Raw genomic sequence first — 25,719 nt, forward strand, 5'->3', positions numbered from 1 at the left:
GTGTCAGCCGCCCGTAACCTAGACCGTCGGCGCGTCTGTCGATGCGCCGCACCTCTGAGCACCTCCCTCCCGTCCGCCGGGAGAGGCCGCTCGTCCGATTCCGGAACGCCACGGACCTCCGGGTCCGTGTGAGTGGCTGGCGTCAGAGGTTTCATCCCGAGTGAGAGAGAGATCCGCGTGTACGCCATCGTGCGCAGCGGTGGTCGCCAGCACAAGGTTGCTGTCGGCGACATCGTTGAGGTTGACAAGATTTCCACTGCCAAGGTTGGCGACACGGTCGAGCTCTCGACCCTGCTCGTTGTCGACGGCGACGCCGTGACCAGCGACCCGTGGGTCCTGGCCGGCATCAAGGTCGAGGCCGAGGTCGTGGATCACCACAAGGGCGCCAAGATCGACATCCTGCGCTACAAGAACAAGACCGGCTACCGCCGTCGCCAGGGTCACCGTCAGCAGTACACGGCGATCAAGGTCACCGCGATCCCGACGGCCGCGAAGTAAAGAGGGACTGAGCAATGGCACACAAGAAGGGCGCATCGTCCACCCGGAACGGTCGCGATTCCAACGCCCAGCGGCTCGGCGTGAAGCGCTTCGGCGGTCAGGTCGTCAACGCGGGTGAGATCCTGGTCCGCCAGCGCGGCACCCACTTCCACCCGGGCGCGGGCGTCGGCCGTGGCGGCGACGACACGCTGTTCGCCCTGCAGGCCGGTTCGGTGCAGTTCGGCACCCACCGTGGCCGCAAGGTCGTGAACATCGTTCCGGTCGCCTGATCGGATCTTTGCGGAGGCGGACCTCACTTCCCGGAAGGGAAGCGGGTCCGCCTTTCGCGTGTTACTAGATAGACATTCCACCCGTATTCCTCTGGAGGCACAGAACCATGACCACCTTCGTGGACCGCGTCGAGCTGCACGTCGCCGCGGGTAACGGAGGCCACGGCTGCGCCTCCGTCCACCGGGAGAAGTTCAAGCCGCTCGGCGGCCCCGACGGCGGCAACGGCGGCCGTGGTGGCGATGTGACCCTGGTCGTCGACCAGTCGGTCACCACCCTCCTCGAATACCACCACTCGCCGCACCGTAAGGCGACCAACGGCCAGCCCGGTGCCGGCGACAACCGTTCCGGCAAGGACGGCCAGGACCTCGTCCTGCCCGTGCCCGACGGCACCGTCGTCCTCGACAAGCGGGGCAACGTCCTCGCCGACCTGGTCGGCCAGGGCACCACCTTCGTCGCCGGCCAGGGAGGTCGCGGTGGCCTCGGCAACGCGGCACTGTCCTCGGCCCGCCGCAAGGCCCCCGGCTTCGCGCTGCTCGGCGAGCCCGGCGAGGCGCGGGACATCGTCCTGGAGCTCAAGACCGTCGCCGACGTCGCGCTCGTGGGCTATCCGAGCGCGGGCAAGTCCTCGCTCATCTCGGTGCTGTCGGCCGCCAAGCCCAAGATCGCGGACTACCCGTTCACCACGCTCGTCCCGAACCTCGGGGTGGTCACGGCCGGCTCGACCGTCTACACCATCGCCGACGTGCCGGGCCTGATCCCGGGCGCGAGCCAGGGCCGCGGCCTCGGCCTGGAGTTCCTCCGGCACGTGGAGCGCTGCTCGGTGCTCGTCCACGTCCTGGACACGGCGACGCTGGAGTCCGACCGCGACCCGGTCACCGACCTCGACGTCATCGAGGAGGAGCTCAAGCAGTACGGCGGCCTGGATGACCGACCCCGGATCGTCGTCCTCAACAAGATCGACATCCCGGACGGCCAGGACCTCGCGGACATGATCCGCCCGGACCTGGAGGAGCGCGGCTACCAGGTCTTCGAAGTCTCCGCCGTGGCCCGCACCGGCCTCAAGGAGCTCTCCTTCGCCCTCGCCGGCATCGTCGCCGAGGCACGTGCGGCGAAGCCGAAGGAGGAGGCGACCCGCATCGTCATCCGTCCGAAGGCCGTCGACGACGCGGGCTTCACCGTCACCTACGACGAGCACGAAGAGGTCTACCGGGTGCGCGGCGAGAAGCCGGAGCGCTGGGTCCGTCAGACCGACTTCAACAACGACGAGGCCGTGGGCTACCTGGCCGACCGGCTCAACCGCCTCGGCGTCGAGGACGAGCTGATGAAGGCCGGTGCCCGTGCGGGCGACGGTGTTGCGATCGGTGCCGAGGACAACGCGGTCGTCTTCGACTGGGAGCCCACCATGATGGCCGGCGCCGAGATGCTCGGCCGCCGCGGCGAGGACCACCGCCTGGAGGCCCCGCGGCCGGCGGCGCAGCGTCGCCGCGACCGGCAGGCGGAGCATGACGACGCACAGCGCGAGTACGACGAGTTCGACCCGTTCTAGCAGGAGCGGGAGCCCTTGGCTGGCCGGAAGGCGGGCCGGGGGCTCCCGTAGGATTTCGGTCGTGAGTACCGTTCCCCCGCCCGGAACCGCCGGCAGGCTCAGTGTCGTCGTCATCGCCTACAACGACGAGGCCCTGGTCGCCGAGGCCATCAGATCCGCGCTCGACCAGGGCCCCGTGGTGGCCGAGGTCGTAGCAGTCGACGACTGCTCCGCCGACGGCACGGCCCGGGTGCTCGATGAACTCGCCGCACGGCACCCCCGGCTGCGGGTGGTGCGCCGCACGGAGAACAGCGGAGGGTGCGGCAGCCCGCGCAACGACGGGATCCGGGCCGCCACCGCCCCGTACGTCATGTTTCTGGACAGCGACGACATCCTTCCGGCCGGCGCCGCCGAGGCCCTGGTCGCCGCCGCGGAACGGCACCGCGCCCCGGTGGCCGTCGGCGCCTGCGTACGGCGTGAACTCCCCGAGGGCAGGGACGTCCGCTGGCAGCCCGGGCTCTACCGGGAGCCGACCGTCCTGGAAGCGTCCGAGGAACTCCTCCCCCTCGTCCACGACACCCTCTGCGTCAACAAGGTGTACGACCGCGCTTTCCTCGACGAGCACGGCATCCGCTTCCCCGACGGCCGGTTCGTCTACGAGGACTTCCTCTTCACCGCCCGGGTGTACGCCGCGGTCCCCCGCGTCGCCGTGGTTCCCGACACCGTCTACGTCTGGCACGTCCGCCGGGCCGCAGCCCAGCTGTCCATCTCCCTCGACCGGCAGGGCATCTCCAACTGGCAGGCGCGGATCGCCGCCCACCGCGCGGCCGTCGAGGCCTTCGCCGAGGCGGGACGCGCGGATCTCGCCGCTGCCTGCCGAACCAAGTTCCTCGAGCACGACCTGCGGATGTACGCCAGGGACCTGAGGCTGCGTGACGCAGGGCACCGTGCCGAGTGGTGGGCCGCCACGCGTGCCTACCTCGCCGGCTTCCGCGAGGAGGAGATCGCCGCCGCTGTCGCTCCCGCGCGCTGGACCGCCCGCTTCCTGTCGGCCGCGAGGGAACCGCGTGACCTGCTGCGTCTGTCCCGGCTGTCCGCCGCCCCGGCACGGCTGCTGCCGCCATACGCCGGTACCCGTGCCGATGCCGTCTGGGCCGAGGGCCTGCCCGAGGCCCGTCTCGACGGCATGGACCGGCTGCCGCTGGAGGAACTGCCGTTCGTCGTGGACGCGGTCCTGCGTACCAGCGGCGGCGGCGATCTGCACTTCACGGTGCGGGACCTGTACGGACGGCTTGCCGAAGCCGGCCCCCGTACAGCCGAACTCGCGTTCCTGCCGCGCGGGGACACCGAGCCCGCCCGTACCGAGCGGGTCGAACTGCGCGCCGGGGCGATGCCCGACGGCACCGGGGACCGCTGGGCGGCCCGGGTACCGGTCGGCTTCACCGCGCTGGCCGGCGAAGGACGCAGACGCGGCCGTCAGGGCGTCCAACTGTGGGATGTCACAGCCACGGTGACCTGTGCGAACGGAGAGTCGTACACCACTTCGCTCCGGCCGCCGGACGGATCCCAGCGGCGCTCGGTGCTCCCGAGCAGCCGGTACGGTGTACTCCTGGTGCAGCAGTACGCCACGGCGAACGGTTCGCTGGCGATACGGATCGCACCCGGTGCCCGGGACGGGTTCCAGGCGGTCAGAGCCCGGCTTCGTCGGCTCGCCCGCAGTTCTCAGTGAAAGGGTTTGGAGCACCATGACTTATCTGATCACCGGCGGCGCCGGATACATCGGCTCTCACGTGGTCCGTGCCATGACGCAGGCGGGGGAGCGGGTCGTCGTCCTCGACGACCTGTCCACGGGATACGAAGAGCGGGTGCCTGAGGGCGTGCCCCTGGTGATCGGCTCCACGCTCGACCGCGAGGTCCTCGACCGGACGATCGCCGAGCACGGCGTGACGGGCGTCGTCCACCTCGCCGCGAAGAAGCAGGTCGGCGAGTCGGTCGAACTGCCGCTGCACTACTACCGCGAGAACGTCATCGGCCTCACCGTCCTCCTGGAGGCCGTTGCCGCCGCAGGGGTGCGCAACTTCCTCTTCTCCTCCTCCGCTGCCGTCTACGGGATGCCGGACGTCGACCTCGTCACCGAAGAGACCGCCTGTTTCCCCCTCAGCCCCTACGGCGAGACCAAGCTGGTGGGAGAGTGGCTGGTGCGTGCCGCGGGTGCCGCCCACGGCATCTCCACGGCCTGCCTGCGCTACTTCAACGTGGCGGGGGCGGCGACTCCCGAGCTGGCTGACACCGGCGTCTTCAACCTGGTCCCGATGGTCTTCGAGCGCCTCGACGCCGGTGAGTCCCCGCAGATCTTCGGCGACGACTACGACACGCTCGACGGCACCTGCATCCGCGACTACATCCATGTCGAGGACCTGGCCGATGCGCATCTCGTCGCCGCGCGGAAGCTCACGGAGTGGGCCGAGGCGGGCGAACCGGGCGACCTGACGGTCAACATCGGGCGCGGCGAGGGCGTCTCGGTCACCGAGATGGTCCGTTTGATCAATGAGATCACCGGCCACACCACCGAGCCGCTGGTCACCCCGCGACGCCCCGGCGACCCCGCCCGGGTCGTTGCCGCCGCCGATCGCATCGCGTCGGAGCTGGGGTGGAAGGCCCGTCACGACGTGCGCGACATGATCGAGTCCGCCTGGGCCGGGTGGGTCGCGCGCCGTGGTGCGAGCGTCTGACCGGAGGAAGGCGCGGAGCCGAAGGGAGAAGGGGACGGAGAGCTTCTCTGCTCTCCGTCCCCTTCTCCTCGTCTTCCAGGCGTCCCGCTCCGCTGCGCCGTCAGCGCTCCAGGAAGGCGAACAGCGCCTCCCAGCGGTCGGTGATCTCGTCGGCCGCGTACCGCTTCACGTTCTCGAAAGCCGCGTCGCCCATCCGGTCGCGGAGCTCTCCGTCGGAGATCAGCGTGCTGATGTGGCCACCGAGCTCCATCGTGTTGCCGAGCCGGGCGAGTAGCCCGTCCTCGCCGTCCCGGATGATCTCCCGGACACCGGGCGCGCAGTCGAACGCAGCGCAGGGCACGCCCGCCGCCATCGCCTCCAGGAGGGTGATCGGAAAGCCCTCGGCACGAGAGGCCTGTGCGAAGACCGAAGCCCCGGAGAGGGCGCCCAGCACGTCATTGGTACGGCCCATCCACTCCACGGAGCCGTCGAGGCCCAGATCGGTGCTCCGCTGCCGCAGCGACTGCTCCTCGTCGCCGGTCCCGTAGATCCGCAGCTTCCACTCGGGGTGACGTGGGGCGATCTCGGCCCAGCTGTCGACCAGCATGTCGACGCCCTTCTCGTGCGAGAGGCGACCGATGGAGACGACGATCTTTTCGCTGCGCGGTGCCGGGGCCTCGGGCATGAACGGCAGGGCGTTCGGCATGTGGCCCACGTTGTCCATGCCGGCGCGGATCCACTGGTCGGCGTCGCCGGGGGTGAGGACGAGGAGCCGGTCGACGTCCTGGTAGTAGCGCTTCACTCGGGCGAGGCGGGAGGACGCGGCGCTGGCCGCGTACGACTCGTGGCTCATGCCGATGACCACGTGGCCCTTGGTGTCGGCGAGGGAGACCCACTCCATCGCCCACACCTGGGTGACGATCACGATCGCGCCGGGCCGGGCGGCGGCGAACAGCGCCGTCATCCGGTCCGCCCGCTCCCGCATGCCTGCGGCGCGGGCGGCGTGGTTCCGCCGCTCCGCCGCGTTCAGCTTGCCCTTGATGCCGCGCAGCGGCTTCACCTGCGGCGGGTGCGCGTCGTACAGCGTGGTGGTGGGGTAGGGCAGGGGGTCCAGGAACTCGTGCTGCCGGCCCGCGGGGGCGGGGGTGATGCCGATGACGTGGACCTGGTGGCCGCGGCCGGTGAACTCCCGTGCCATCTGGTGCGACCAGGTGGTCACACCGCCCATCTCGTCGACGCTGTTGGAGACGATGAAGATGTCGCGGCCACCGGACACGGTGGTCTGGTTGGTCACTTGCCGCTCCCGGTGAAGAACTTGGTGACGATCTGGCGGGCCGCGTCGCCCCGGTCGTACTCGCTGAATGCTGCGTTGAACCGTTGACGGGCGGCCGCGTACTTGGTGTCGGCCTCGTCCTTGAAGTTCGAGATCACTCCGAAGAGCTCCTCCTCCGTCGCCACCACCGGCCCCGGCGCGTGCTCCTTCAGATCGAAGTAGGTGCCCCGGTTCTCCTTCGCGTACTCCTCGTAGTCGTAGGTGAAGAAGATCATCGGACGGTCGAGGAGCCCGTAGTCGAACATCACGGACGAGTAGTCGGTGATCAGCCCGTCGGCGAGTGCGAGGAGCGGCGTGATGTCGTGGTGACCGGAGACGTCGACGACTCGTCCCCGTACTGACGGCGGCAGCGTCACGCTGTTCAGGTAGTGCGTCCTGATCAGCAGGGTGTGGGTGTCGCCGAAGCGCTCGGCGAACTCCTCCACGTCGAACGGGGCCTGGAAGGCGCGCACCTTGCCGCCCGGAGCGGCCCGGAAGGTCGGCGCGTACAGCAGCACCTTCTTCTCCGGGTCGATTCCCAGCTCGGCGGCGAGCGGGCCGCGCTTGCGGGTACCGCTCTCCGCCTCCTCGCGACGCGTCACGGCGAGCTCGTCGTTGCGCGGGTAACCGACGGGCAGCAGCACCTCGTCGCGCAGCCGGAAGGCCTTCGCGAGGGTGTGCCGGTCGTGCTCGCCGCGGATCAGGAAGTGGTCGAAGCGGTCCAGCGACTTCTGGAAGGACGCCTGGGCGGCGAGCCCGCCGGCCTTGGTCCGGGGCTCGTCGAAGCCCATCCGCTTGAGGGCCGTGCCGTGCCAGGTCTGGATGTACGTGGTCCCCGGACGCTTGGCGAGGCGCAGCGGGAAGCCCTGGTTGTCGATCCAGAACTCGGCCTGGGCGAGCGCCCGCAAGTACTGCCAGCTCCAGCGCTTCACGAGCGTGGCGTCCTCGGGGAAACCGGTCGGCTTCGCACCCGCGTAGGACCAGACCGCGTCGAAGGCGACGCCCTGGCGGCGCATCTCCTCGTAGATCGCCTTGGGGCTGTCGCTGTACTGCTTGCCGAGGTGGCTCTCGAAGACGACGAGCCCCTTGCGGATCGGGAGCTTGCTGTAGAACTCGTGGTAGACGCGCAGCTTGGTCTCGCCCGAGCCCAGGTCCCTCTTCGCCTTGAGGAGGCGGCGCAGGCTCGTCTTCGCCAGACGGGCGGTGCGCCCGTGCATGGCGCCCTCGATCATCGAGGTCGTGTGCACGGCGGCCTTGCCCTCGGCGGAGAGCACGTAGGAGAGGTTGCCCTTCTTGGTGATCTCCGGGACGAAGCGGTCGGAGACCAGCGTCGTCAGCCGCGGGCGGACCTTCAGGGAGCGGGCGTCGTCGAGGGAGGTGCCGCCGACCGAGACCCGGGTGCGCAGTTCCTGACCGTCGGCTGTGATGATCAGACGGACGTCCCAGACCGCGTCGATGATGCCGAGCGGACGGACGGTGCGGGCGACATCCGCCGTTCCCTCCCACTCGATCCAGTCGCCGGCGTGCCGGACCGACTCCACCGGGATGCGGGCGGTCTTGCCGCCGACGCTCCGGCGGGCCGAGAACTCCAGGACGGCCTTGAGCTTCGCGTCCGGGGCGATCCGCCCCAGCGGGTTGACCACACGGCCGGCGAGCCGGACCACGCCGTCGGTGCTCTCGTACGACGTCAGTTTGTTGCCGAGGGCGAGCGCGGTGAGCGGCCGGGTATGGAAGCCGAGGGCTGTGACGTCCAGGACCTGGCGCCCCTGCTCGGTCTCCAGGTGCTGGTCGCACCAGTAGATCCGATCGTCCACTTCGGCGAGAGGGGAGGTGAGGCGACCCGGATTGGTGAGCGCCTCGGTGGCCCGGAGGAGCTGCTCCCAGTCCTCCTTGCTCAGGAGGTAGGCGCAGATGGCGTGCAGCGGTTGCACTTCCTCGTACGCCCGGGGGGCGATCTCGGCGAGGTAGCTGTTGCTCAGCTCGGCGAACTCCCGGCGGTAGTCCTCGTCGAGCAGGGCCAGGTCACGGAAGTGGAGGACCAAGTCGTGCTTGAGGAACTTGATGTCCTTGCGGTACTTGAGTTCGTCGTAGCCCTTGCTCTCGAGCAGGGCGTCCACCCGGCGGTGGATCTCCATGCGGTGCATGAAGTTGGCGATCTCGTGGCGCCGGTTGCTGATCGACTTGGCGGCGGCGCTCTCCTGGACGTTCCAGTAGTAGACCGTGTTCGGGATGAGCGTGATCCGCCGGGCGGCGACGTAGGCCTGGGCCGAGAAGAGCAGGTCCTCGTAGTGGATGCCGACCGGGAACTCGAGCCCCGACTCCTGGAGGAACCCGCGGCGGTAGCACTTGTTTGTCGACAGGGTGTCGTAGGTCAGCAGGTCCGGCAGTTCGGTGATCGAATCGATGGTCCGGGTGCTGGAGTAGAGCCAGGGGTACCAGGAGGTCTTCTTCTGGCTGCGGCTGTCCAGGTGCACCCGGACGCAGAGGCCGGAGACGATGTCGGAGCCGGTGCTCTCGGCGGCTTCCAGCATGTTGCGACAGGCGTTGCGCTCCAGCACGTCGTCGCTGTCGAGGAACATGACGTAGTCCCCGGCGCACTGCTGGACGCCGTAGTTGCGGGGCGCGCCGCACCCGCCGCTGTTCTGCGGCAGCTGGAAGGCCCGCACCCGGTCCGGGTGCGCGGCGGCGAGTGCTTGGGCGACCTCGAAGGTGCGGTCCTTGCTGCAGTCGTCGACGATCACCACTTCGACGCCGCGCAGGGTCTGATCCAGTACCGACTGAACGGCCGTCGGGAGACGCTCTGCGTCGTTGTAGGCGATGACGACCACGGAGACGTCAGGCACTTGCACCTCGATCCACTTGTCTTTCCTCCAGACACACCCAAGCTACCTGGTGTTGGCCACCCGGTTCGCCGCCCCCCGCGGGCGCGGCACCGGGCGTCGTGTCCCGATCCTCGCGGGAGGGGGAGCGGGGCGAGGGGCCGACGGTCCGCGCACGCGGAGAAGTCCCCCCTACGGGTGGTCGTTTCACGGAGCGGGGGCGCAGGCGTCTGCACGGACGGCGAGAAGGTACCTCGGATCCGCCCTTTCTCGACCCCCGGAAGTGACAGGCTTCACAGTGGTCCGGCGTGTCGGGCTCAGGGCTGGCGCAGTCGGTCCACCTGGTAGTACCGGGCGGCGCACTGCGCGACCCAGTCCCGTGCGGGGGTGTTGGTGAAGAAGGGTTCCGCGAGGCTGCCGATGCGGAGGGGGTGGTACGCCACCTCCCCGGCGCCCGCAGCCGCCTCGGCACGGATGCGGGCGTCCTGCGAGTCCCAGGCGAGGGCGCGCGCCACCGTCAGGGTGGTCAGCGTCCGCACGGGCGGCACCAGGGCCGCCGTGCTCGCCGCGGCGACCGCCCCGGCGGCGAACAGGGTCAGGAGGCGGACGGCGCGAGCCGTAGGGGACGGAGCGCCGCCGGAGGCGCCTCCGGCGACCGGCGTCTCCGGCTCCGGAGCTCCCGCGGGGACCGCATGCGGTGCGGTGCGGAGACGGAGTCGGTAACCAAGCCACGCACCGTAACCGCACAGCGCCAGGAGGAACGCCAGGAGGAAGCTCGTCCAGGTGCGGGCGTACGTCCAGCCGTCCGCCCCGTATCCGGTGCGCAGGCCGTAGGCGGAGACGAGGCTCCCGAGTGCGATCAGGGGCACGGGCAGTGCGGCGGCGATGAGGAGCGTGCCGCGCGCAGGGCCGTTCGACCGTTCGACCGGGCGACCGGTCCGTGGCGCCAGCGCCAGGCCGAGCAGCACCCCGACGGCGAGTGCGCCCGCGTATGCCCATTGCCCGCCGATCGTCTCCCAGATGCGCGACCAGTCTTGAAGCGTCTCTCCGAGTTCCGCCAGTGACAGGGGGCGCTCCGGCTGCTGTGCGCGCCGCCAGCGGGCGCCGGGGGACGTGACGAGCACCACCGTGCCGACCAGTAGGCCGAGGCACCAGGCGGTGCACCAGGTCGACGCGAAGCGGTCGTGGGTAAGGCGCAGCCGGGGGAGGCAGAGCACGCCGGCTGCGGCGGCCGCCAACCCGGACACGGCGACGAAGGGTTCGCTGAGGGTGCCGATCGCCATGCCCGCCAGCACGGCCGAGCCGACGGCTGCGGATCGGGCCCAGGGGCGGCGGCTGCGGGCCGCCCGCACCGCGGACAGGGCAGCCCAGACCCCGATGGTGCCCGGAAGGGTGTGGGACAGGGTGGCCGGCGCCCAGAGCAGCACTTGGTAGGCGCGGGTCCCCGCGAAGAACAGCAGCGCCTCGACCACCAGGACCGCCGCGGCGGCCGCCACTGCCGGGAACGGCAGCCGCAGCGCGCGCAGCGCTTCTCGGGCCAGGAGGAACAGTCCCAGGCCCAGCGCGACGACGAGGAAGGTGGGCAGCAGTTTCGGGCCCCGCATGCCGTCGGTGTACAGGAGGCCGGTGAGGAGGGCGTTGGTGACGCGCCCGTTCTGGGTGCGGTAGAAGTCCGAGGAGATGCCCAGGACCCCCAGGTCCCGGGTCTTCCAGAGCGCACACCAGTCGTCCGAGGTGGGGCGGGTGTAGGCGCCGAGGAAGGCGCCGACCGAGAGCAGCGCCCCGGAGCCCGCGCCGATGGCGAGCGCCATCCGGCGCAGTGCCCGCCCGGGACGGTTTCGGATCCCGGTCCCGCCCTTCGTCGTGGCGCCGTCGATGTCCCGTTCCCCCCGCCCGTCGTGGTGCGTCCGTGCAGCACCGTGCTTCGAGATAGTCGTCCTGCTCACCGGTCACCGCTCCAGCTGGCCGAGGTCCGTGGCGCGTCGCCCCTATGGGTGACAAATGGGTGAAAATGCCCGGTATATCAATATCTTCCCCACATGCTTTGCCCCATGGACGACATGCCGACCGGGCGTGGCCGCCCGGACGATGTCGGGCGGCCACCGCGAGACGCCGCCGCGGCCTCGCTCGGAGGAGAACCCGGCGACGGCCCCTCGCGACGTACTCCCACCCACCCCTCTGGAGTGACCGTTCATGACCAGGCTTTCCGTCGTCGTCCCCTGCTTCAACGAAGAGGACGTCGTCGAACGGTTCGACGCGCGGATGCGACAGGCGCTCGACGCGCTCCCGGTCGGTTACGAGATCTGCTACGTGGACGACGGGAGCTCCGACGGCACCCTGGGCAAACTGCGCGAGATCGCCGTCCGGCACCCACGGCGCACCCAGTACGCCTCCTTCAGCCGCAACTTCGGCAAGGAGGCAGCCATGCTCGCCGGCCTGCGGAAGTCCAGCGGGGACGCCGTGGTCATCATGGACGCAGACCTCCAGCACCCGCCGGAACTCCTCGCACGGATGCTGGACCTCTACCACCAGGGTCACGACCAGGTGATGGCGCGACGCACCCGGGAAGGGGACAAGAAGCTCCGCACCGCACTCAGCCGCGTGTACTACCGGGCCGTCAACCGCTGGGTCGACGTGGAACTCGCCGACGGAGTGGGCGACTTCCGACTGCTCTCCCGTCCCGCCGTCGACGCCCTCCTCTCGCTCCCCGAGTACAACCGCTTCTCCAAGGGCCTCTTCTCCTGGATCGGCTTCGACACCGTCGCCTTCGACTACCAGAACGCCGCCCGCGAGGGCGGGGAGACGAAGTGGAAGTTCAGCTCCCTGCTCAACTACGGCATGGACGGGCTGATCTCCTTCAACAACCGCCCGCTGCGCATCGCCCTCTGGCTCGGCATGATGCTCACCGGCCTCGCCGTCCTCTACGCGGTCTGGGTGACCGCCGCCGCCCTCACCCAGGGCGTCACGGCCCCGGGCTACGTCACCCTGGTCGCGATCATCGTCGGGCTCGGGGGAGTGCAGATGGTGATGCTGGGACTGATCGGCGAGTACATCGGCCGCATCTACTACGAGACCAAGCGCCGGCCGCACTTCCTGGTGAAGGAGACCCACCGTTCCTTCGGCCGGGCGGCCGCCGAGCGCGCCGCGGCCGAGCGGATCCGCGTCGTGACCGGCGAGCGGGAGCGCTGATGGGGCAGGGGCGGGCAGGCGGTGCCGGCTCCCCTGCCGATCCCGGCCCCGGCGCTGCCCCCGGTGCTGGCCCCGGCCCCGGTGCTGACCCCGTCCCCAGTTCCGGCGGTCGGCGGGCACGGCTCGCGGAGATCATCCGCTTCGCCCTGGTCGGAGGAGTCAACACCCTGACGTTCTTCGGGTGTTACCTGCTCCTGCACCCGTGGATGCCCTACTTCGCCGCGTACACCCTGGCCTTCCTCCTCAGCATGACCGGCTCCTTCTTCCTCAACACCTACTTCACCTACCGCACCCGACCGACCTGGAAGAAGTTCGCCCTCTTCCCGCTCACCAACGTCACCAACTACCTGGTGCAGAGCGTCGGCCTGTACGCGCTCGTCGGTTGGGCCGGAACGGACGACCGGGTCGCTCCGCTCATCGCGGCCGTCGTCGCGATCCCCTTCACTTATGCGATCTCCCAGCGCATCCTGGTCCCGCGCGGCCGTCGCCGTGCTCCCGACGGGTCCGGTCCAGGGAGCGAAACGGACGAGCGGCAGCCCTCCCGACTCGCGTAGATTGCCTGGGCAGCCGCGGCGGGGAGCACGCGGTGCACGGGACGATCGAGCGAGGGCGACACAGGTGACCGGAGAGAGGGACATGGCGAGGCAGCACGTGGCAGAAGCCCGCAGGATCGTCGTCAAGATCGGCTCCTCCTCACTCACCACCGCCTCCGGTGGGCTCGACGCCGACCGCGTCGACGCCCTCGTCGACGTGCTGGCCAAGGTCCGCAGCGGCGGTGAGAAGGAGATCGTCCTCGTCTCCTCCGGTGCCATCGCCGCCGGCCTCGCCCCCCTCGGCCTCACCCGCCGCCCCAAGGACCTCGCCCGCCAGCAGGCTGCCGCCAGTGTCGGCCAGGGCCTCCTCGTCGCCCGCTACACCGCCTCCTTCGCCCGCTACGGCGTCCGCGTCGGCCAGGTCCTCCTCACCACCGACGACACCAGCCGGCGCGCCCACTACCGCAATGCGTACCGCACCCTGGACCAGCTCCTCGCGATGGGTGCGATGCCCGTCGTCAACGAGAACGACACCGTTGCCACGGACGAGATCCGCTTCGGCGACAACGACCGGCTCGCAGCCCTCGTCGCCCACCTCGTCCGTGCCGACCTGCTCGTGCTCCTCTCTGATGTGGACGGGCTGTACGACGGAGATCCGTCCAGGCCCGGCACCTCGCGCATCGCGCAGGTGACGGGTCCCGCGGACACCGCGCACGTTGAAATCGGTTCGGCCGGCAAGGCGGGCGTCGGCACCGGGGGCATGGTCACCAAGGTCGAGGCGGCCCGGATCGCCGCAGCCGCGGGCATCCCCGTCGTCCTCACCTCCGCGAGCCGTGCCGCCGACGCCCTCACCGGTCGGGACACCGGCACCTACTTCCACCGCACCGGCCGCCGCTCCGCCGACCGGCTGCTCTGGCTCGCCCACGCCTCCACGCCCCAGGGCTCCCTCAGCCTCGACGACGGAGCCGTACGGGCCGTGGTCGAGGGCAAGAAGTCCCTGCTCGCGGCCGGCATCGCGGCCGTCGAGGGCGACTTCGTGGCCGGCGACCCGGTGGAACTCCGCAACGCCTCCGGCCGGGCCGTCGCTCGCGGCCTCGTCAACTTCGACGCCAAGGAACTCCCCCGGATGCTCGGCCGCTCCACCCGCGAACTCGCCAAGGAACTGGGGCCCGAGTACGAACGGGAGGTCGTCCACCGCGACGACCTCGTCGTCATCGGCTGAACGCCGCGGACCGTACGCCATCGAACACGACCCGCCGAAACGGCTGAAACTGCGGCCATCTGGAAGGGACGTTCACCAAAACCGCCCCAAGTACCGCCTCGGACTGGTCAACTTTGTCTCGGGGATTAAGAGCAAGGCGGGGTACAGCACTACACGCATCACACAGGAGGCCGCCGGTGAGACGAGCGCGCCCAGGGGCACCGCCCCGCGGGACTGCCGAACGCGCCCTGACCAGTGTCGAGGCCGGAGCCGACTTCGACGAGGCACGGGACAGGTCCACGGACAGGAAGACCGAGACCACCACCCACACGGACGGGGCACGCGAAGCACCAGGGGCACGCGTCGAGGAACGGCCCGTGTCCAAGCTCTGGCACATCACCCTCAGCGTGTCGGGCGTCGAGTCATCGCTGCAGGAGGTGCGACGGGGGCTCGAACAGCTGGCCCACGACCATCCCTTCCTGCTGACCAGCCGCTACGCCAACGATCACGCCGAGATCCGGTACTGGGAGGAGGCCCGCGACCTGCACGACGCGGCTGCCGTCGCCCTGCGCCTGTGGGGCGAGCACCGACAGACCGCCAAGCTGCCGCCGTGGGAGATCGTCGGCCTCGAGGTCATCGACCGGGAGACCTACCACCAGCGGGTGGCGGAGGGCTACGGCCCGCCCCCCGCCGCCCCGGTCGGCGTCCACCCGTACTGACGGGCGGGAGCGCACCCCCGTGTCCAGGCCCGTCTCGGAGCGCGGGATGAGTGAGGGATGTCCGCAGGGCTGCCAGTACCCTGCGGACATGACCTCGCTCACGCCCCTCGACAACCTCTCCCCGGTCGCCCGGGCCGCCTACCGAGCCCGTGGCGCCGCCGCCGAAATCGCGCCACTCCCGCGCGCGGCCAAGGACGCTGCGCTCCTCGCGATCGCGGACGCCCTCGAAGTCCGCACCAACGAGATCGTCGAGGCCAACGCCGTGGACATCGCCAAGGCCCGTGAAGCCGGGACCAGCGAGGCCATCATCGACCGTCTGACCCTCACCCCGGAGCGTGTCCGGGCCATCGCCGCCGATGTCCGTGACGTTGCCGCGCTGCCCGACCCCGTCGGCGAAGTCGTCCGCGGCTCCACCCTCCCCAACGGGATCGACCTGCGCCAGGTCCGCGTCCCGCTCGGCGTGGTCGGCATCATCTACGAGGCCCGGCCCAACGTCACCGTCGACGCCGCAGCCCTCTGCCTCAAGTCCGGCAATGCCGTCCTGCTCCGCGGTTCCTCCTCGGCGTACGCCTCCAACACCGCCCTGGTGACCGTCCTGCGCGACGCCGTCGGCGGCGCCGGACTGCCTGCCGACGCGATCCAGCTCGTTCCCGGAGAGTCCCGCGAATCCGTCCGCGAGCTGATGCGCGCCCGCGGTCTCGTCGACGTCCTCATTCCGCGGGGCGGGGCATCGCTGATCAAGACCGTCGTCGAGGAGTCCACCGTCCCGGTCATCGAGACCGGTACCGGCAACTGCCACGTCTACGTCGACGCCCAGACCGATCTGGACATGGCCGTCGACATCCTGATCAACTCCAAGGCCCAGCGGGTCAGCGTCTGCAATGCCGCCGAGACCCTCCTCGTCCACCAGGACGTCGCCGGGGCCTTCGTGCCCAAGGCCCTCGCCGCGCTCGCCGAGGCAGGTGTCACCGTCCACGCCGACGAGCGGATCCTCGCCCTCGCCGAGGGCTCCAAGGCCACGGTCGTGCCGGCCACGCCCGAGGACTGGGAGACCGAGTACCTCTCCCACGACATCGCAGCCGCCGTCGTGGACTCCCTCGACAAGGCCGTCGAACACATCCGGATGTGGTCCTCCGGTCACACCGAGGCGATCGTCACCACCTCGCAGGCCGCGGCACGCCGCTTCACCCAACTGGTCGACTCGACCACGGTTGCCGTGAACGCCTCCACCCGGTTCACGGACGGTGGCCAGTTCGGTTTCGGCGCCGAGATCGGCATCTCCACCCAGAAGCTCCACGCCCGGGGCCCCATGGGCCTCCCGGAGCTCACCTCGACCAAGTACATCGTCACGGGCGACGGTCACGTGAGGTAATGCCTCCTTTCGGTACGGGCGGGGAGGGTTCGCACTCTCCCTGCCCAAAACCACCTTTCGGGTCTACTCTGATTCCGTGCCGGACGACGTGGGGGGCCAGCCGTTCCAGGACGGCGGAGACCCCGAGGACGCTGTCGACCGCGGAGGCGCTGACGAGGTACAGGCCGCCGTGGTCTTCGACGAGGAATTCGTCAGGGCCGCCACCATCCACGAGCCCACTGCGGTGGAGCGGCTCCTCGCCGCCGCCCAGGCCCGTGCCGAGGCCGAGGCCGCCCGTACCCGTGCCGGAGTCGGATCCGCCGAGGACGACCCCTACGAAGACGCCCACGACCTCGTGGGCCCCACCTACGAACCCGATGACGTCGGCGACGACGCCAGCCCCTACGGTCGTCACGGCGGGGCCCTGCGCCCCTACCGGGGTCAAGCCCGCTGGCACCGCCCCGTCGCCTGGGTCCTCGCCCTCGTCATGGGCGTCGGCATGGTCGCCCTCGCCTTCAGCGCCGTCTACCGGGGCGCTGCGGCCAACCGCGACGACCAGGTTCCGCCGCCGGCCACCAGCGGCGTCGACACTCCGAACCCGAACCCGGCCCCACCCGCCGTCGAAGCGCCCGTCGCAGGTTCGGCATCGTCCCACTAGGCGCGGTTCCGCAGGAGCGGCGGATTCGTGGACCGGTTGGGGGCGCCCGGAACGAGCCACCGACCCCGGTAGGTGCTCCCGCCCCGTCGGCCTTTCTTCGGCCCGGGGCCACTCCGACGGCCGAATTCTTCCGAACTTGTCGTGTACCTGGGAGTTTATAGAGGCGCCCGCAGACCTACCCTGAAGGTATGGCAGGGCGTGGCGACCCGCCTGAGGGGACACCCGAGGGGGTCCCCGGCGGTGAGGACGAGTACCGGTCCCTCGTCTTCGACGAGGCGTTCATCCGTGCTGCCCGCCTCCAGGAGTTCTCGGCCCGGGAGCGGATGGGCGAGCACGCCCTGGCCGTCCGCAGCCGCTCCACCCGGGAGGGCCGGAGCGGCTCCCGTCCGGCGGTCCTGCTCGTTCTGCTGATCCTCCTGGCCTTCGGAACCGCCATCTATCTGGGCGCCCGCACCCCGTACCAGCCCCCGGTCGACCAGCGGGCCGAGCCGCTGCGGACCACCGTGGTCCCGCTCGCCCCCCAGGGACCCGTCCTCGGCGGAGCACCCGACCAGCTCTTCTCCCACAGCCCGGCCGCCGAGTACCGCACCGGGGCCGCCGGCATCAACCTTCCCGTCACCAGGCGCACCTCCCACTTCGCCGAGAGCCAGGTCGTCACCGCACTCAGCATCGCCAAGGACTACCTGGTGACCTCCGGCCTGGAGCCCGACGTGCTGTCCGGGGCGACCGTCCGCCCGGTGCGCCTGTTGCTCGACCCGGACCAACTGGAGCAGTTCGATCGGAGCGTCGAGTCTCCCGTCGACGACGGCCAGCACGCCCTCGCTGGCTGGCTCATCCGCTTCGACCCCGGTCGGGTGACGCTCGCCGAGCCCGCCGCCCGGGTGCAGGGCACCCTCCGTTTCGAGGAGGTCGGTCCCGACACCCTGGACGTCACCGCGGACCACACGTACACCTACGCCCTGCGTCCGGCTGTCCAGGGCGCCGGACCGGTGGGGGCGGCCTCCCTCTTCACCGTCCACCGTGTGGTGCACTTCCGCTTCGACCGCGAGGACCTGCGGATGCACCGCGCCGAGCTGTTGACCAGCACCGTGGAGGCCGGCCCCCAGGCGTGCGGTGCCGACACCACGGGCTCCTTGAAACCGCTCCTGGCGGGGGCGCGAGCCTCGGACACGGGGGGCGTCCCGGCCGTCACCGACCCGTACGCCACCGCCCGGCCCGCCGCCCCCGCGCTGTGCGGGGTGCTGGCGCCGAGCGCTCAGCCCTCGCTCTGACCGTCCCCGGTCGTGCCGCCGCTCTTCCCCTCGCCGGTCGTGCCGCCGTCCCCGGTTGCCGAGCCGCCGCCGGCCTTCCCTCCGGGCTGGCCGCCACTGAACCTGTTGCGCAGCCGGCCGCCCAGATCGCCTGCCAGGTCGCCGGCCCCACCGGCTATGTCCCCCACCAGCTTCATCAACGGATCCTTGCTGGTCCGCACCGTGTCGGCATAGTGCCCCGCCGACTCGCGGAAGGAGTCCGTGACGGAGGTGTCCTTGTCCTCCGAGCGCTTCGGGTAGTGCCCGTCCATGATCCGCTGGAAGTCGCGGTTCTTCGACCACTTCTTGAGCTCCGCCGCACGGACGGCCGTGAAGGGGTGCGAGCGCGGCAGCACGTTGAGGATCTTCAGGACCGAGTCCCGCAGGTCCCCGGCCTTTTCGTATTCATCGGCCTGGGCGAGGAAGGCGTCCACGTTCATCTCGTGGAGGTGGTTACCGCCGGCGATCTTCATCAGACCGCGCATCGAGGCCTGGACGTCCTGCCCGACGAGCAGCCCGGCACGGTCGGCGGACAGCTCCGACTTGCGGAACCATTCGCGCAGCGCCGTCACGATGGCCGTGACCGCCACCGTCCCGAGCGGGATCCAAGCGACCTTGAGGGCCAGGCTGGTGAGGAACAACAGGACCGTGCGGTAGACGGAGTGTCCGGAGAGCGCGTGGCCGACCTCGTGGCCGACGACCGCCCGCATCTCCTCCTCGTCGAGCAGCTCGACCAGCCCGGTGGTGAGCACGATGATCGGCTCGTCCAGGCCGATGCACATCGCATTGGGCTTCGGGTCCTGCGTGACGTACATCGGCGGGACCTTCTCCAGGTCCAGGATGTAACAGGCGTCCCTCAACATGTCGTTGAGGTGGCTGAATTGTGCGTCGCTCACCCGGACGGAGTCCGACAGGTAGAGGAGTCGCAGGCTGCGCTCCGGCAGCAGCCCGCTGAGGGCCTTGAAGGCGGTGTCGAACCCGCTGAGCTTCCGCAGGGCGACGAGCGCCGAGCGGTCGGCCGGGTGCTCGTAGGCCCGCGAGGAGATGCCGGGGAACCGCTTCCGCTGCCTGCTCGGCGTGCTCCCCTGGTCCTTCTCGGTCATGGATGCCCCCTGTTCGTACGAGATCGATGCTCGTCCCCCTGACTGACCCCAGCGTAGGCGCTGGCGCTACCGTGTGCCGGGGCCCTGTGGATAACTCCGGGCCCCGAGGACGACCGAAGGGCACGACCGACATGCCGGACACCGTCGACGCCGCAGCCGCCCTGCTGGCGACCACCGCCCAGCAGGGCCCGGGGGACACGCTCCGGATCGTGCTGCTCGTCTCCATCGTGGGCGGTGCACTGCTCGCCTGGTTCCTGCTCCGCGGGTACCGCACGGAAGACGCCTCCCGCGAAGAGGACGCCGACCGTGATGCCAACGCCTGAGTCGGCGTGATCGCTCCGGGACGGCCCGCATACGATGTGCGCGAAGTCTCCGCTCCCATTCCCGATCGATAGGTCTGCCGAAGATGAGCCTCCACAGCACCGCCGTCCACCTGGTCACCCTCGCCGAGGGGGCCGAGCACGGCGGCAACCACGACAGCCTCAACCCCTACCTCACCGGCTTCGGTGCCCTCGGTGCCCTCCTGCTGCTGCTGTGGATCACCACCCGTTTCAACCGCGACCGCTGAACCGACGGCCGCTGATCCGGCGTCCGCCGCCGTGCCAGTAGGCTCTGCACGCATGGGAGAGCAGGAAGTGCCTACTGGCGGGCGCGGCAAGCGTCGACTCGGCGTGATGGGCGGAACCTTCGACCCGATCCACCACGGACACCTGGTGGCGGCCAGTGAGGTCGCCGCCCTGTTCCACCTGGACGAGGTGGTGTTCGTGCCGACCGGGGAGCCCTGGCAGAAGAGCCACAAGGTCGTCTCGGCCGCCGAGGACCGCTACCTCATGACGGTCATCGCCACGGCGTCCAACCCGCAGTTCTCGGTCAGCCGCATCGACATCGACCGCGGTGGCGCGACCTACACCATCGACACCCTGCGGGACCTGCGGTCTCTCAACAGCGACTCGGACCTCTTCTTCATCACCGGGGCCGACGCGCTGTCGCAGATCCTCACCTGGCGCGACGCCGAGGAGCTCTTCGCGCTCGCCCACTTCATCGGCGTCACCCGGCCGGGTCACGACCTCACCGACGACGGACTGCCCAAGGGCGGCGTCTCGCTCGTCGAGGTGCCCGCGCTCGCCATCTCCTCCACCGACTGCAGGGCGAGGGTCGCGCAGGGCGATCCCGTCTGGTACCTGGTCCCGGACGGCGTGGTGCGCTACATCGACAAGCGCCAGTTGTACCGCGGCGAGTGAGCTTCGGGGAGGGGCACCGGTGAACGATCAGCAGCATCCGTACGACCCGTACTATCCACAGCCGCAGATCATCGGCTACGACGCGTACGGACAGCCGGTGTACCAGCAGCAGGTGCCGCCGCAGGCACCCGCGCAGCACTACGACCCGTACGGCGGCCAGCAGCAGGCGTACGGCCACGACCCGTACGCCCAGGGGGCCTATGCCCAGGAGCCGGCCCCGTCCCCGCAGTACGACCCCTACGGGCAGCAGGGCTACGCCTACCCGTCGTACGACACCGGACAGCAGTGGGCCGCCCCGGTCGATCCCACCCCGGCTCCCGTCCAGGCCGCCCCGGTCGATCCCGCCCCGGTCCCCGTCCAGGCCGCACCGCCCGCACCGCCCGCCGCGCCGGCCGGAGTCCCCGGCCAGCGCCCCGCCTCCGAGCGGTCCGTCCAGCCCCGGAAGGCCGAGGGCGAGGGTGCGTACCGCACCGAACAGTTCTCCTTCGTCGAGGAGCCCGACGAGGACTCCGAGGACGTCATCGACTGGCTCAAGTTCACCGAGAGCCGCTCGGAGCGGCGCGAGGAGGCCAGGCGCCGCGGGCGCAACCGGACCGTCGCGCTCGTCGTCGTCCTCGTCCTCACCGTCGTCGGAGGCGTCGGCTACCTCTGGTCCGCGGGTCTCTTCCCCGGCTCCTCCGACCAGGAGCGCAAGGGTGGGAGCACGGCGACCGGCCCGCAGCAGCGCGACACGATCGTCGTCCACCTCCACGACCTCAAGAACGGCAACACCTCCACCGCCCTGCTCGTGGACAACGCGACCACGGGCCAGGGAACCACGGTCCTCATCCCCAACTCCGTCGTCGTCGCCGACGCGGACGGAGTGGGGACCACCCTCGCGAAGTCGGTCGAGGAGGACGGTTCCAGCGGCACCCGGGAAGCGATCGGCAACCTGCTCGGAACGAAGATCGCCGGCACCTGGCGCCTCGACACCCCGTACCTGGAGAACCTCGTCGAGTCCCTCAGTCGCATCGAGGTCGACACCGACACGGACGTGCCCAACCCCAAGAAGGGGGCCGAGCCGCTCGTCAAGAAGGGCGAGAAGCAGACGCTGAACGGCCGCGCCGCCGTCGCCTACGCCACCTACCGGGCGCCGGGCGAAGCCGAGGCCAAGCAGCTCCAGCGCTTCGGCCAGGTCATGTACGGGGTGCTGCGCAAGTTCTCCAGCGACCCCGAGGTGGCCACGCTGACCATCGAGACCCTCCAGCAGATCCTCGACCCCTCGCTCCCCGAGCGGGACCTCGCCGCCTCCCTGGCCAAGCTCGCCGACCACGCCAAGGGCGGCGACCACAAGACCGCGCTGCTCCCGGTCGACCAGGACGGCGCGCTGACCGAAGGCGCGAGCGACAGCGTGGTGAAGGACATCCTGGGCGGCAAGGTCAGCGCCCCCGAGGCGGGCGAGGTGCCGCGGGTCTCCGTACGGGACGGGTCGGGCAAGAAGGCGTCCGAGAGCGCCAGGATCGTCCTGGTCAACGGGGGCTACGCCTTCGTGGGCGGCGCAGACGCACCGACCCAGAAGACCTCGCAGGTCTTCTACGGCGATGACGCACAGAAGGCGACGGCCGTCGAGGTGGCCAAGGCGCTGGGGCTGCCCGACGAGTCGGTCGAGAAGGGCAAGCCGTCCGGAACGATCGCGGTCACCGTGGTCCTGGGCCAGGACTACGAGGTCCAGGGGGCCGGGTAAGGGGCGCTCGGGAAACTCCGACGGGGTCGTCGGCGGTCCGTGAGACCCTGGAGGGGTACTGGACCGCCGACGAAAGCCTGCTTGTGACCGCCACGGACCGTTCCATCGAGCTCGTCAAGACCGCCGCCCAGGCGGCTGCCGACCGGCTCGCGCACGACATCATCGCGTACGACGTCAGCGACGTGCTGTCGATCACCGACGCCTTCCTGCTCGCCTCCGCACCCAACGACCGCCAGGTCAAGTCGATCGTCGACGAGATCGAGGAGCGGCTGCTCAAGGAGCTCGGCGCCAAGCCGGTCCGCCGCGAGGGCGACCGCGACGCGCGCTGGATCCTGCTGGACTACGTCGACATCGTCATCCACGTCCAGCACAGCGAGGAGCGGGTCTTCTATGCCCTGGAGCGGCTGTGGAAGGACTGCCCCGAGCTCGACCTGCCCGAGGACGCCCTGAAGACCCGCGGCAAGGCCGCCGAGCACGCCGCCCTGACCGGTGCGGACATCGAGGCCGGCTCCGGTCTTCCCGAGGGAGCGGACGGTGAGCTGAGCTGAGCGCCACCAAGGGCGGCAGAGGCCGCCGCATCGTCCTCTGGCGCCACGGCCAGACCTCCTGGAACCTGGAGCGACGTTTCCAGGGCTCGACCGACATCGAGCTGACGGAGGCCGGCATCGTCCAGGCGCGTCGCGCCGCACGGCTGCTCGCCGCGCTGAAGCCGGACGCCATCGTGGCCTCCGACCTCAAGCGGGCGGCTGCCACCGCCGCCGAGCTCTCCGTCCTCACCGGGCACACCATCGCCCATGACGCCGCGCTGCGCGAGACGTACGCGGGGGAGTGGCAGGGCCTGACCCACGACGAGATCGTGGCGCGCCACGGGGAGCAGTACGCCGCGTGGAAGCGCGGGGAGCCCGTGCGTCGGGGCGGCGGCGAACTCGAGACCGAGGTGGCCGACCGGGCCGCCCCGGTGGTCCTCGAACACGCCGACAAGCTCCCCGAGGACGGCACGCTCGTCGTGGTCAGCCACGGCGGCACCATCCGCACCACCATCGGTCGGCTCCTGGGGCTGGAGCCCCGCCACTGGGAGAGCCTGGGCGGGCTCTCCAACTGCTGTTGGTCGGTTCTCGGCGAGGGCGCCCGTGGCTGGCGCCTGCTGGAACACAACGCAGGAACGCTGCCCGAGCCGGTCCTCGGCGACGACGACTGAGTCCCACGAGGGGCCTGCCGGACCCGGATTTCACTTTCTGGCAGGTCACAGGCTAAAGTTCTTCTTGTTCGCAGCGCGGAGCGCGAAGAACACGAGGGGCTATAGCTCAGTTGGTAGAGCGCCTGCATGGCATGCAGGAGGTCAGGAGTTCAATTCTCCTTAGCTCCACAGTCACCGAATCCCGTCCCCCATGGGGGACGGGATTCGTCGTTTCGTCACTTTCTCGCCCGGTGCGGGGCATCGATCCCGCGGTGGCCCTCCTTCCCCTTCGGCGCTTGGGCCACGATCCGGTACCGGGGCGTCCCCAGGGTGAGGGCCGGCCGGCCCTCACCCCCGCTCCCACCGGAACGCCTTCGCCGGACTGTCCGGCGGCACGACGTCTCCACCGCCTCAAAGCCGCTCGTACCCGGCACCGCCTCGGGGAGGAGCCGCGGGGGCGTCGCTGGTTCCGGAGTCCAGGGCTCCGTGAGAGCGTTCCGGGCGATCGGCCCGGCCCCGACGGCCGTGCGCGTCACGGCTGACGAGGCGTGACCGCCTCGTCGGTCACGCTGACCCCCTTGCGGGGGCATGGCAGAATCGGACGGCCGGAGGGGGACGAGGATCCGGACGGGAGGGTGGCCCAAGTGCTCGGCGACAACGGCAGGGCGTCCTATGGGTGCACGGCCTGCGGCCACAGCTGGAGCTGATTCATGGGTGCACATCGGCGGAAATGCGATTGGTGCGACAGCGGTACGCCCATCGTGCGTGACATGGACCCCGTCAACCCGGGGTTCCAGTACTGGTGCGAGGAGTGCGCGCGGGCGCTGATCATAAAAGGCGACCCCATCGAGACCTACCGCGAGCTCGAGGGGGAGCCGATCTACGGTCGGCTCCTCGACGAGCACTGCACCCTCAAGCGCTTCTACTCCTTCGCCACGGCCTGACGCCGCAGGGTCAGCGCGCACCCCACGAGCAAGGCCGTCGCCGTCAGCGGATAGACCGCCGACAGCACCATCTGCCCCGCGTTCTGGTCCAGTTCGGGGCGGCCCGGGTCGTGCGGGACCCACCACAGTGCGAACGAGGCGAAGGCCAGGGCCGTCGCCCCCGTCACCGGCCACGTCCGCGTGGCCCGGTCCGCGAGCAGGATCAGCAGGGGCACGCACCAGACCCAGTGGTGGGACCAGGAGATCGGGCTGACCATCAGTGCGGTGAGCGCGCAGACGACCACGGCGACCGCCTTGTCGCCGCGCATCGCGGCCCGTACCGCGAGCACCATCGCCGCACCGCCCAGGACGGCCGCGGTCACTGCCCACCACGCGCCCGGGTCATCGGTGTGCATGAGCCGGGCCAACACTCCGCGGATCGACTGGTTCGCGGTCTCCTCGGCGAAGCCGACGCGGCCCGTCTCGAACAGCGTCTCGGTCCAGAACCGCCGTGAGTCCGCCGGCAGGGCGACCGCCACGGCGAGCGTCGTCCCGAGGAACACTCCGGTCGCGGTCAGGGCCGTGCGCAGCCACTGGTTTCCCCTCCGGTCCCGGTGCCACAGGAGCAGGCCGGCGGCGAACAGCAGTACCACGAAGAGCCCGGGGGTGAGCTTCACGGCGGTTGCCAGGCCCGTTCCCAGCCCCGCCCAGCGGCTGCCCTCGCGACGGGTCAGGTCCCAGAGCACCGCCACGGCTATGAGCAGGTTGATCTGGCCGTACCGCAAGGTCGTCCACACCGGCTCGCACCAGACCACGACCGCGGCGACCCACAGGGTCGTGCGCCACAGGTCGGCGCGGGACAGGGAGGGGCGGACCAGTTGGAGGGACAGCTGCACCAGGGCGACCACCAGCAGCAGGTTCCCCGCGGTGGTGAGCGTCCGCATCAGCGGGACGCCCACCAGGGTCAAGGGGACGAACAGCAGGGCCGCGAAGGGCGGGTAGGTCATGCCGAGGTTCGCCGAGGTCGCGCGCATCGCGTACAGGTCCCCGCCCGCCAGGACGGTCTCGCCCTCGGCCCGGTAGACCATCACGTCGAGCATGTTCACGTGGGCGAGGCGTTGAGCCACCCAGAAGGCCGTGAAAGAGAGCAGGCAGACCGCCGCGGCGGTGGCCAGGGGCCACGGTCGGGCGCGGGTTCGGGAGAGCACGGAGACGGACACAGTCGGCGACCCTACCCGGCAGTTCAGGGGGGTCCCGAGAACCGATTTGGAGATCTGCGGGGAAGCCGGTTAATGTTCTGTCTGTCGCCGCGAGGGAAACCAAGACGGAGACGGAGAAAAGCAAGGGGCTATAGCTCAGTTGGTAGAGCGCCTGCATGGCATGCAGGAGGTCAGGAGTTCAATTCTCCTTAGCTCCACAAGAAGGAAGCGGGTCATCCGAAAAGGATGGCCCGCTTCTTCGTGTACGTCTTCCCCGC

Annotated in this window: 24 protein-coding genes and 2 tRNA genes; 21 read left to right on the top strand and 5 right to left on the bottom strand. The window is 70.3% G+C overall.

Going from position 1 to position 25,719, the window contains the following annotated elements; all coding sequences use genetic code 11:
- The first annotated feature begins 177 nt into the window (after positions 1 to 177).
- The 5 genes from rplU (at position 178) to galE (ending at position 5,025) form a co-directional block, all read left to right on the top strand.
- Positions 178 to 498, top strand: coding sequence for a 50S ribosomal protein L21 (rplU, locus tag ACFW2Y_RS06675; RefSeq protein WP_030211179.1), 321 nt, complete (start codon positions 178 to 180; stop codon positions 496 to 498).
- A gap of 14 nt (positions 499 to 512) precedes the next feature.
- The gene (gene rpmA, locus ACFW2Y_RS06680) at positions 513 to 767 is read left to right on the top strand and encodes a 50S ribosomal protein L27 (RefSeq protein ID WP_010041940.1); all 255 of its coding nucleotides are present in this window, start codon (positions 513 to 515) and stop codon (positions 765 to 767) included.
- Positions 768 to 874: 107 nt separating this feature from the next.
- Positions 875 to 2,314: a GTPase ObgE gene (obgE, locus tag ACFW2Y_RS06685; protein ID WP_384874512.1), complete on the top strand. Its 1,440-nt coding sequence runs from the start codon at positions 875 to 877 to the stop codon at positions 2,312 to 2,314.
- A 61-nt stretch (positions 2,315 to 2,375) separates the two neighbouring features.
- The gene (locus ACFW2Y_RS06690; RefSeq protein WP_384874514.1) at positions 2,376 to 4,022 is read left to right on the top strand and encodes a glycosyltransferase family 2 protein; all 1,647 of its coding nucleotides are present in this window, start codon (positions 2,376 to 2,378) and stop codon (positions 4,020 to 4,022) included.
- 16 nt (positions 4,023 to 4,038) lie between these two features.
- The gene (gene galE, locus ACFW2Y_RS06695) at positions 4,039 to 5,025 is read left to right on the top strand and encodes a UDP-glucose 4-epimerase GalE (protein WP_384874516.1); all 987 of its coding nucleotides are present in this window, start codon (positions 4,039 to 4,041) and stop codon (positions 5,023 to 5,025) included.
- 100 nt (positions 5,026 to 5,125) lie between these two features.
- Here the strand turns inward: galE and ACFW2Y_RS06700 are convergent, their stop codons facing one another.
- From ACFW2Y_RS06700 to ACFW2Y_RS06710, 3 genes are all read right to left on the bottom strand, one after another.
- Entirely contained in the window at positions 5,126 to 6,232 is a 1,107-nt protein-coding gene (locus ACFW2Y_RS06700; protein ID WP_384874641.1) for a glycosyltransferase, read from the bottom strand.
- Between the two features lie 62 nt (positions 6,233 to 6,294).
- On the bottom strand, positions 6,295 to 9,165 hold the full coding sequence (locus tag ACFW2Y_RS06705; protein ID WP_384874519.1) for a CDP-glycerol glycerophosphotransferase family protein: 2,871 nt from the start codon (positions 9,163 to 9,165) through the stop codon (positions 6,295 to 6,297).
- A gap of 287 nt (positions 9,166 to 9,452) precedes the next feature.
- Positions 9,453 to 11,081, bottom strand: a complete 1,629-nt coding sequence (locus ACFW2Y_RS06710; protein ID WP_384874522.1) for a hypothetical protein — start codon at positions 11,079 to 11,081, stop codon at positions 9,453 to 9,455.
- Between the two features lie 247 nt (positions 11,082 to 11,328).
- Between ACFW2Y_RS06710 and ACFW2Y_RS06715 the strand changes: the two genes are divergently transcribed.
- From ACFW2Y_RS06715 to ACFW2Y_RS06745, 7 genes are all read left to right on the top strand, one after another.
- Entirely contained in the window at positions 11,329 to 12,324 is a 996-nt protein-coding gene (locus tag ACFW2Y_RS06715; RefSeq protein ID WP_384874525.1) for a glycosyltransferase family 2 protein, read from the top strand.
- A complete protein-coding gene (locus tag ACFW2Y_RS06720) occupies positions 12,324 to 12,878 on the top strand; it encodes a GtrA family protein (RefSeq protein WP_384874528.1) in 555 nt (184 codons plus the stop codon). The genes ACFW2Y_RS06715 and ACFW2Y_RS06720 overlap by 1 nt, the downstream gene beginning before the upstream one ends.
- Positions 12,879 to 12,960: 82 nt before the next feature.
- Positions 12,961 to 14,079, top strand: a complete 1,119-nt coding sequence (gene proB, locus ACFW2Y_RS06725) for a glutamate 5-kinase (RefSeq protein WP_384874531.1) — start codon at positions 12,961 to 12,963, stop codon at positions 14,077 to 14,079.
- Positions 14,080 to 14,255: 176 nt separating this feature from the next.
- A complete protein-coding gene (locus ACFW2Y_RS06730) occupies positions 14,256 to 14,777 on the top strand; it encodes a hypothetical protein (protein WP_384874534.1) in 522 nt (173 codons plus the stop codon).
- Positions 14,778 to 14,865: 88 nt separating this feature from the next.
- Positions 14,866 to 16,149: a glutamate-5-semialdehyde dehydrogenase gene (locus ACFW2Y_RS06735; RefSeq protein WP_384874537.1), complete on the top strand. Its 1,284-nt coding sequence runs from the start codon at positions 14,866 to 14,868 to the stop codon at positions 16,147 to 16,149.
- A gap of 76 nt (positions 16,150 to 16,225) precedes the next feature.
- Positions 16,226 to 16,786 (top strand): hypothetical protein, encoded by a 561-nt coding sequence (locus ACFW2Y_RS06740; RefSeq protein ID WP_384874539.1) that lies wholly within the window; start codon positions 16,226 to 16,228, stop codon positions 16,784 to 16,786.
- Between the two features lie 188 nt (positions 16,787 to 16,974).
- Positions 16,975 to 18,057, top strand: coding sequence for a hypothetical protein (locus ACFW2Y_RS06745; RefSeq protein ID WP_384874541.1), 1,083 nt, complete (start codon positions 16,975 to 16,977; stop codon positions 18,055 to 18,057).
- Here ACFW2Y_RS06745 and ACFW2Y_RS06750 read toward each other — a convergent pair.
- The gene (locus ACFW2Y_RS06750; protein ID WP_384874544.1) at positions 18,042 to 19,178 is read right to left on the bottom strand and encodes a M48 family metallopeptidase; all 1,137 of its coding nucleotides are present in this window, start codon (positions 19,176 to 19,178) and stop codon (positions 18,042 to 18,044) included. The two genes, ACFW2Y_RS06745 and ACFW2Y_RS06750, sit on opposite strands and share 16 nt — an antisense overlap.
- A 131-nt stretch (positions 19,179 to 19,309) precedes the next feature.
- On the opposite strand from ACFW2Y_RS06750, the gene ACFW2Y_RS06755 reads away from it, so the two are divergent.
- The 8 genes from ACFW2Y_RS06755 (at position 19,310) to ACFW2Y_RS06790 (ending at position 24,263) form a co-directional block, all read left to right on the top strand.
- Positions 19,310 to 19,501: a hypothetical protein gene (locus tag ACFW2Y_RS06755; protein WP_384874547.1), complete on the top strand. Its 192-nt coding sequence runs from the start codon at positions 19,310 to 19,312 to the stop codon at positions 19,499 to 19,501.
- 83 nt (positions 19,502 to 19,584) lie between these two features.
- Positions 19,585 to 19,746: a hypothetical protein gene (locus ACFW2Y_RS06760; RefSeq protein ID WP_384874550.1), complete on the top strand. Its 162-nt coding sequence runs from the start codon at positions 19,585 to 19,587 to the stop codon at positions 19,744 to 19,746.
- 52 nt (positions 19,747 to 19,798) lie between these two features.
- Entirely contained in the window at positions 19,799 to 20,419 is a 621-nt protein-coding gene (gene nadD, locus ACFW2Y_RS06765) for a nicotinate-nucleotide adenylyltransferase (protein WP_384874552.1), read from the top strand.
- Between the two features lie 19 nt (positions 20,420 to 20,438).
- Positions 20,439 to 22,142 carry a LytR C-terminal domain-containing protein gene (locus ACFW2Y_RS06770; RefSeq protein ID WP_384874554.1) on the top strand — a complete coding sequence of 568 codons (1,704 nt, stop codon included), beginning with the start codon at positions 20,439 to 20,441 and terminating at the stop codon, positions 22,140 to 22,142.
- An 83-nt stretch (positions 22,143 to 22,225) separates the two neighbouring features.
- Positions 22,226 to 22,690, top strand: a complete 465-nt coding sequence (gene rsfS, locus ACFW2Y_RS06775) for a ribosome silencing factor (protein WP_384874557.1) — start codon at positions 22,226 to 22,228, stop codon at positions 22,688 to 22,690.
- Positions 22,687 to 23,340, top strand: a complete 654-nt coding sequence (locus ACFW2Y_RS06780; protein WP_384874643.1) for a histidine phosphatase family protein — start codon at positions 22,687 to 22,689, stop codon at positions 23,338 to 23,340. Before rsfS ends, ACFW2Y_RS06780 begins: the two co-directional genes overlap by 4 nt.
- A gap of 95 nt (positions 23,341 to 23,435) precedes the next feature.
- A tRNA-Ala gene (locus ACFW2Y_RS06785) sits at positions 23,436 to 23,508 on the top strand.
- Between the two features lie 521 nt (positions 23,509 to 24,029).
- The gene (locus ACFW2Y_RS06790) at positions 24,030 to 24,263 is read left to right on the top strand and encodes a hypothetical protein (RefSeq protein WP_384874559.1); all 234 of its coding nucleotides are present in this window, start codon (positions 24,030 to 24,032) and stop codon (positions 24,261 to 24,263) included.
- Here the strand turns inward: ACFW2Y_RS06790 and ACFW2Y_RS06795 are convergent.
- Complete coding sequence (locus ACFW2Y_RS06795) at positions 24,242 to 25,462, bottom strand: glycosyltransferase 87 family protein (protein ID WP_384874562.1); 1,221 nt, start codon at positions 25,460 to 25,462, stop codon at positions 24,242 to 24,244. The two genes, ACFW2Y_RS06790 and ACFW2Y_RS06795, sit on opposite strands and share 22 nt — an antisense overlap.
- Positions 25,463 to 25,586: 124 nt before the next feature.
- On the opposite strand from ACFW2Y_RS06795, the gene ACFW2Y_RS06800 reads away from it, so the two are divergent.
- Positions 25,587 to 25,659: transfer RNA gene (locus ACFW2Y_RS06800), tRNA-Ala, on the top strand.
- Positions 25,660 to 25,719: the final 60 nt, after the last annotated feature.

Origin of the sequence: Streptomyces sp. NPDC058877, from assembly GCF_042742855.1 — a bacterium.
Classification (GTDB): Bacteria; Actinomycetota; Actinomycetes; order Streptomycetales; family Streptomycetaceae; genus Streptomyces.

Bases quoted from the DNA above. Each gene is read 5' to 3' on its own strand.
- rpmA (WP_010041940.1), top strand. From the start codon at position 513: ATGGCACACAAGAAGGGCGCATCGTCCACCCGGAACGGTCGCGATTCC.
- obgE (WP_384874512.1), top strand. From the start codon at position 875: ATGACCACCTTCGTGGACCGCGTCGAGCTGCACGTCGCCGCGGGTAAC.
- galE (WP_384874516.1), top strand. From the start codon at position 4,039: ATGACTTATCTGATCACCGGCGGCGCCGGATACATCGGCTCTCACGTG.
- ACFW2Y_RS06700 (WP_384874641.1), bottom strand. From the start codon at position 6,232: ATGGGCGGTGTGACCACCTGGTCGCACCAGATGGCACGGGAGTTCACC.
- ACFW2Y_RS06715 (WP_384874525.1), top strand. From the start codon at position 11,329: ATGACCAGGCTTTCCGTCGTCGTCCCCTGCTTCAACGAAGAGGACGTC.
- ACFW2Y_RS06720 (WP_384874528.1), top strand. From the start codon at position 12,324: ATGGGGCAGGGGCGGGCAGGCGGTGCCGGCTCCCCTGCCGATCCCGGC.
- proB (WP_384874531.1), top strand. From the start codon at position 12,961: ATGGCGAGGCAGCACGTGGCAGAAGCCCGCAGGATCGTCGTCAAGATC.
- ACFW2Y_RS06735 (WP_384874537.1), top strand. From the start codon at position 14,866: ATGACCTCGCTCACGCCCCTCGACAACCTCTCCCCGGTCGCCCGGGCC.
- ACFW2Y_RS06745 (WP_384874541.1), top strand. From the start codon at position 16,975: ATGGCAGGGCGTGGCGACCCGCCTGAGGGGACACCCGAGGGGGTCCCC.
- ACFW2Y_RS06750 (WP_384874544.1), bottom strand. From the start codon at position 19,178: ATGACCGAGAAGGACCAGGGGAGCACGCCGAGCAGGCAGCGGAAGCGG.
- ACFW2Y_RS06755 (WP_384874547.1), top strand. From the start codon at position 19,310: ATGCCGGACACCGTCGACGCCGCAGCCGCCCTGCTGGCGACCACCGCC.
- ACFW2Y_RS06760 (WP_384874550.1), top strand. From the start codon at position 19,585: ATGAGCCTCCACAGCACCGCCGTCCACCTGGTCACCCTCGCCGAGGGG.
- nadD (WP_384874552.1), top strand. From the start codon at position 19,799: ATGGGAGAGCAGGAAGTGCCTACTGGCGGGCGCGGCAAGCGTCGACTC.
- ACFW2Y_RS06790 (WP_384874559.1), top strand. From the start codon at position 24,030: ATGGGTGCACATCGGCGGAAATGCGATTGGTGCGACAGCGGTACGCCC.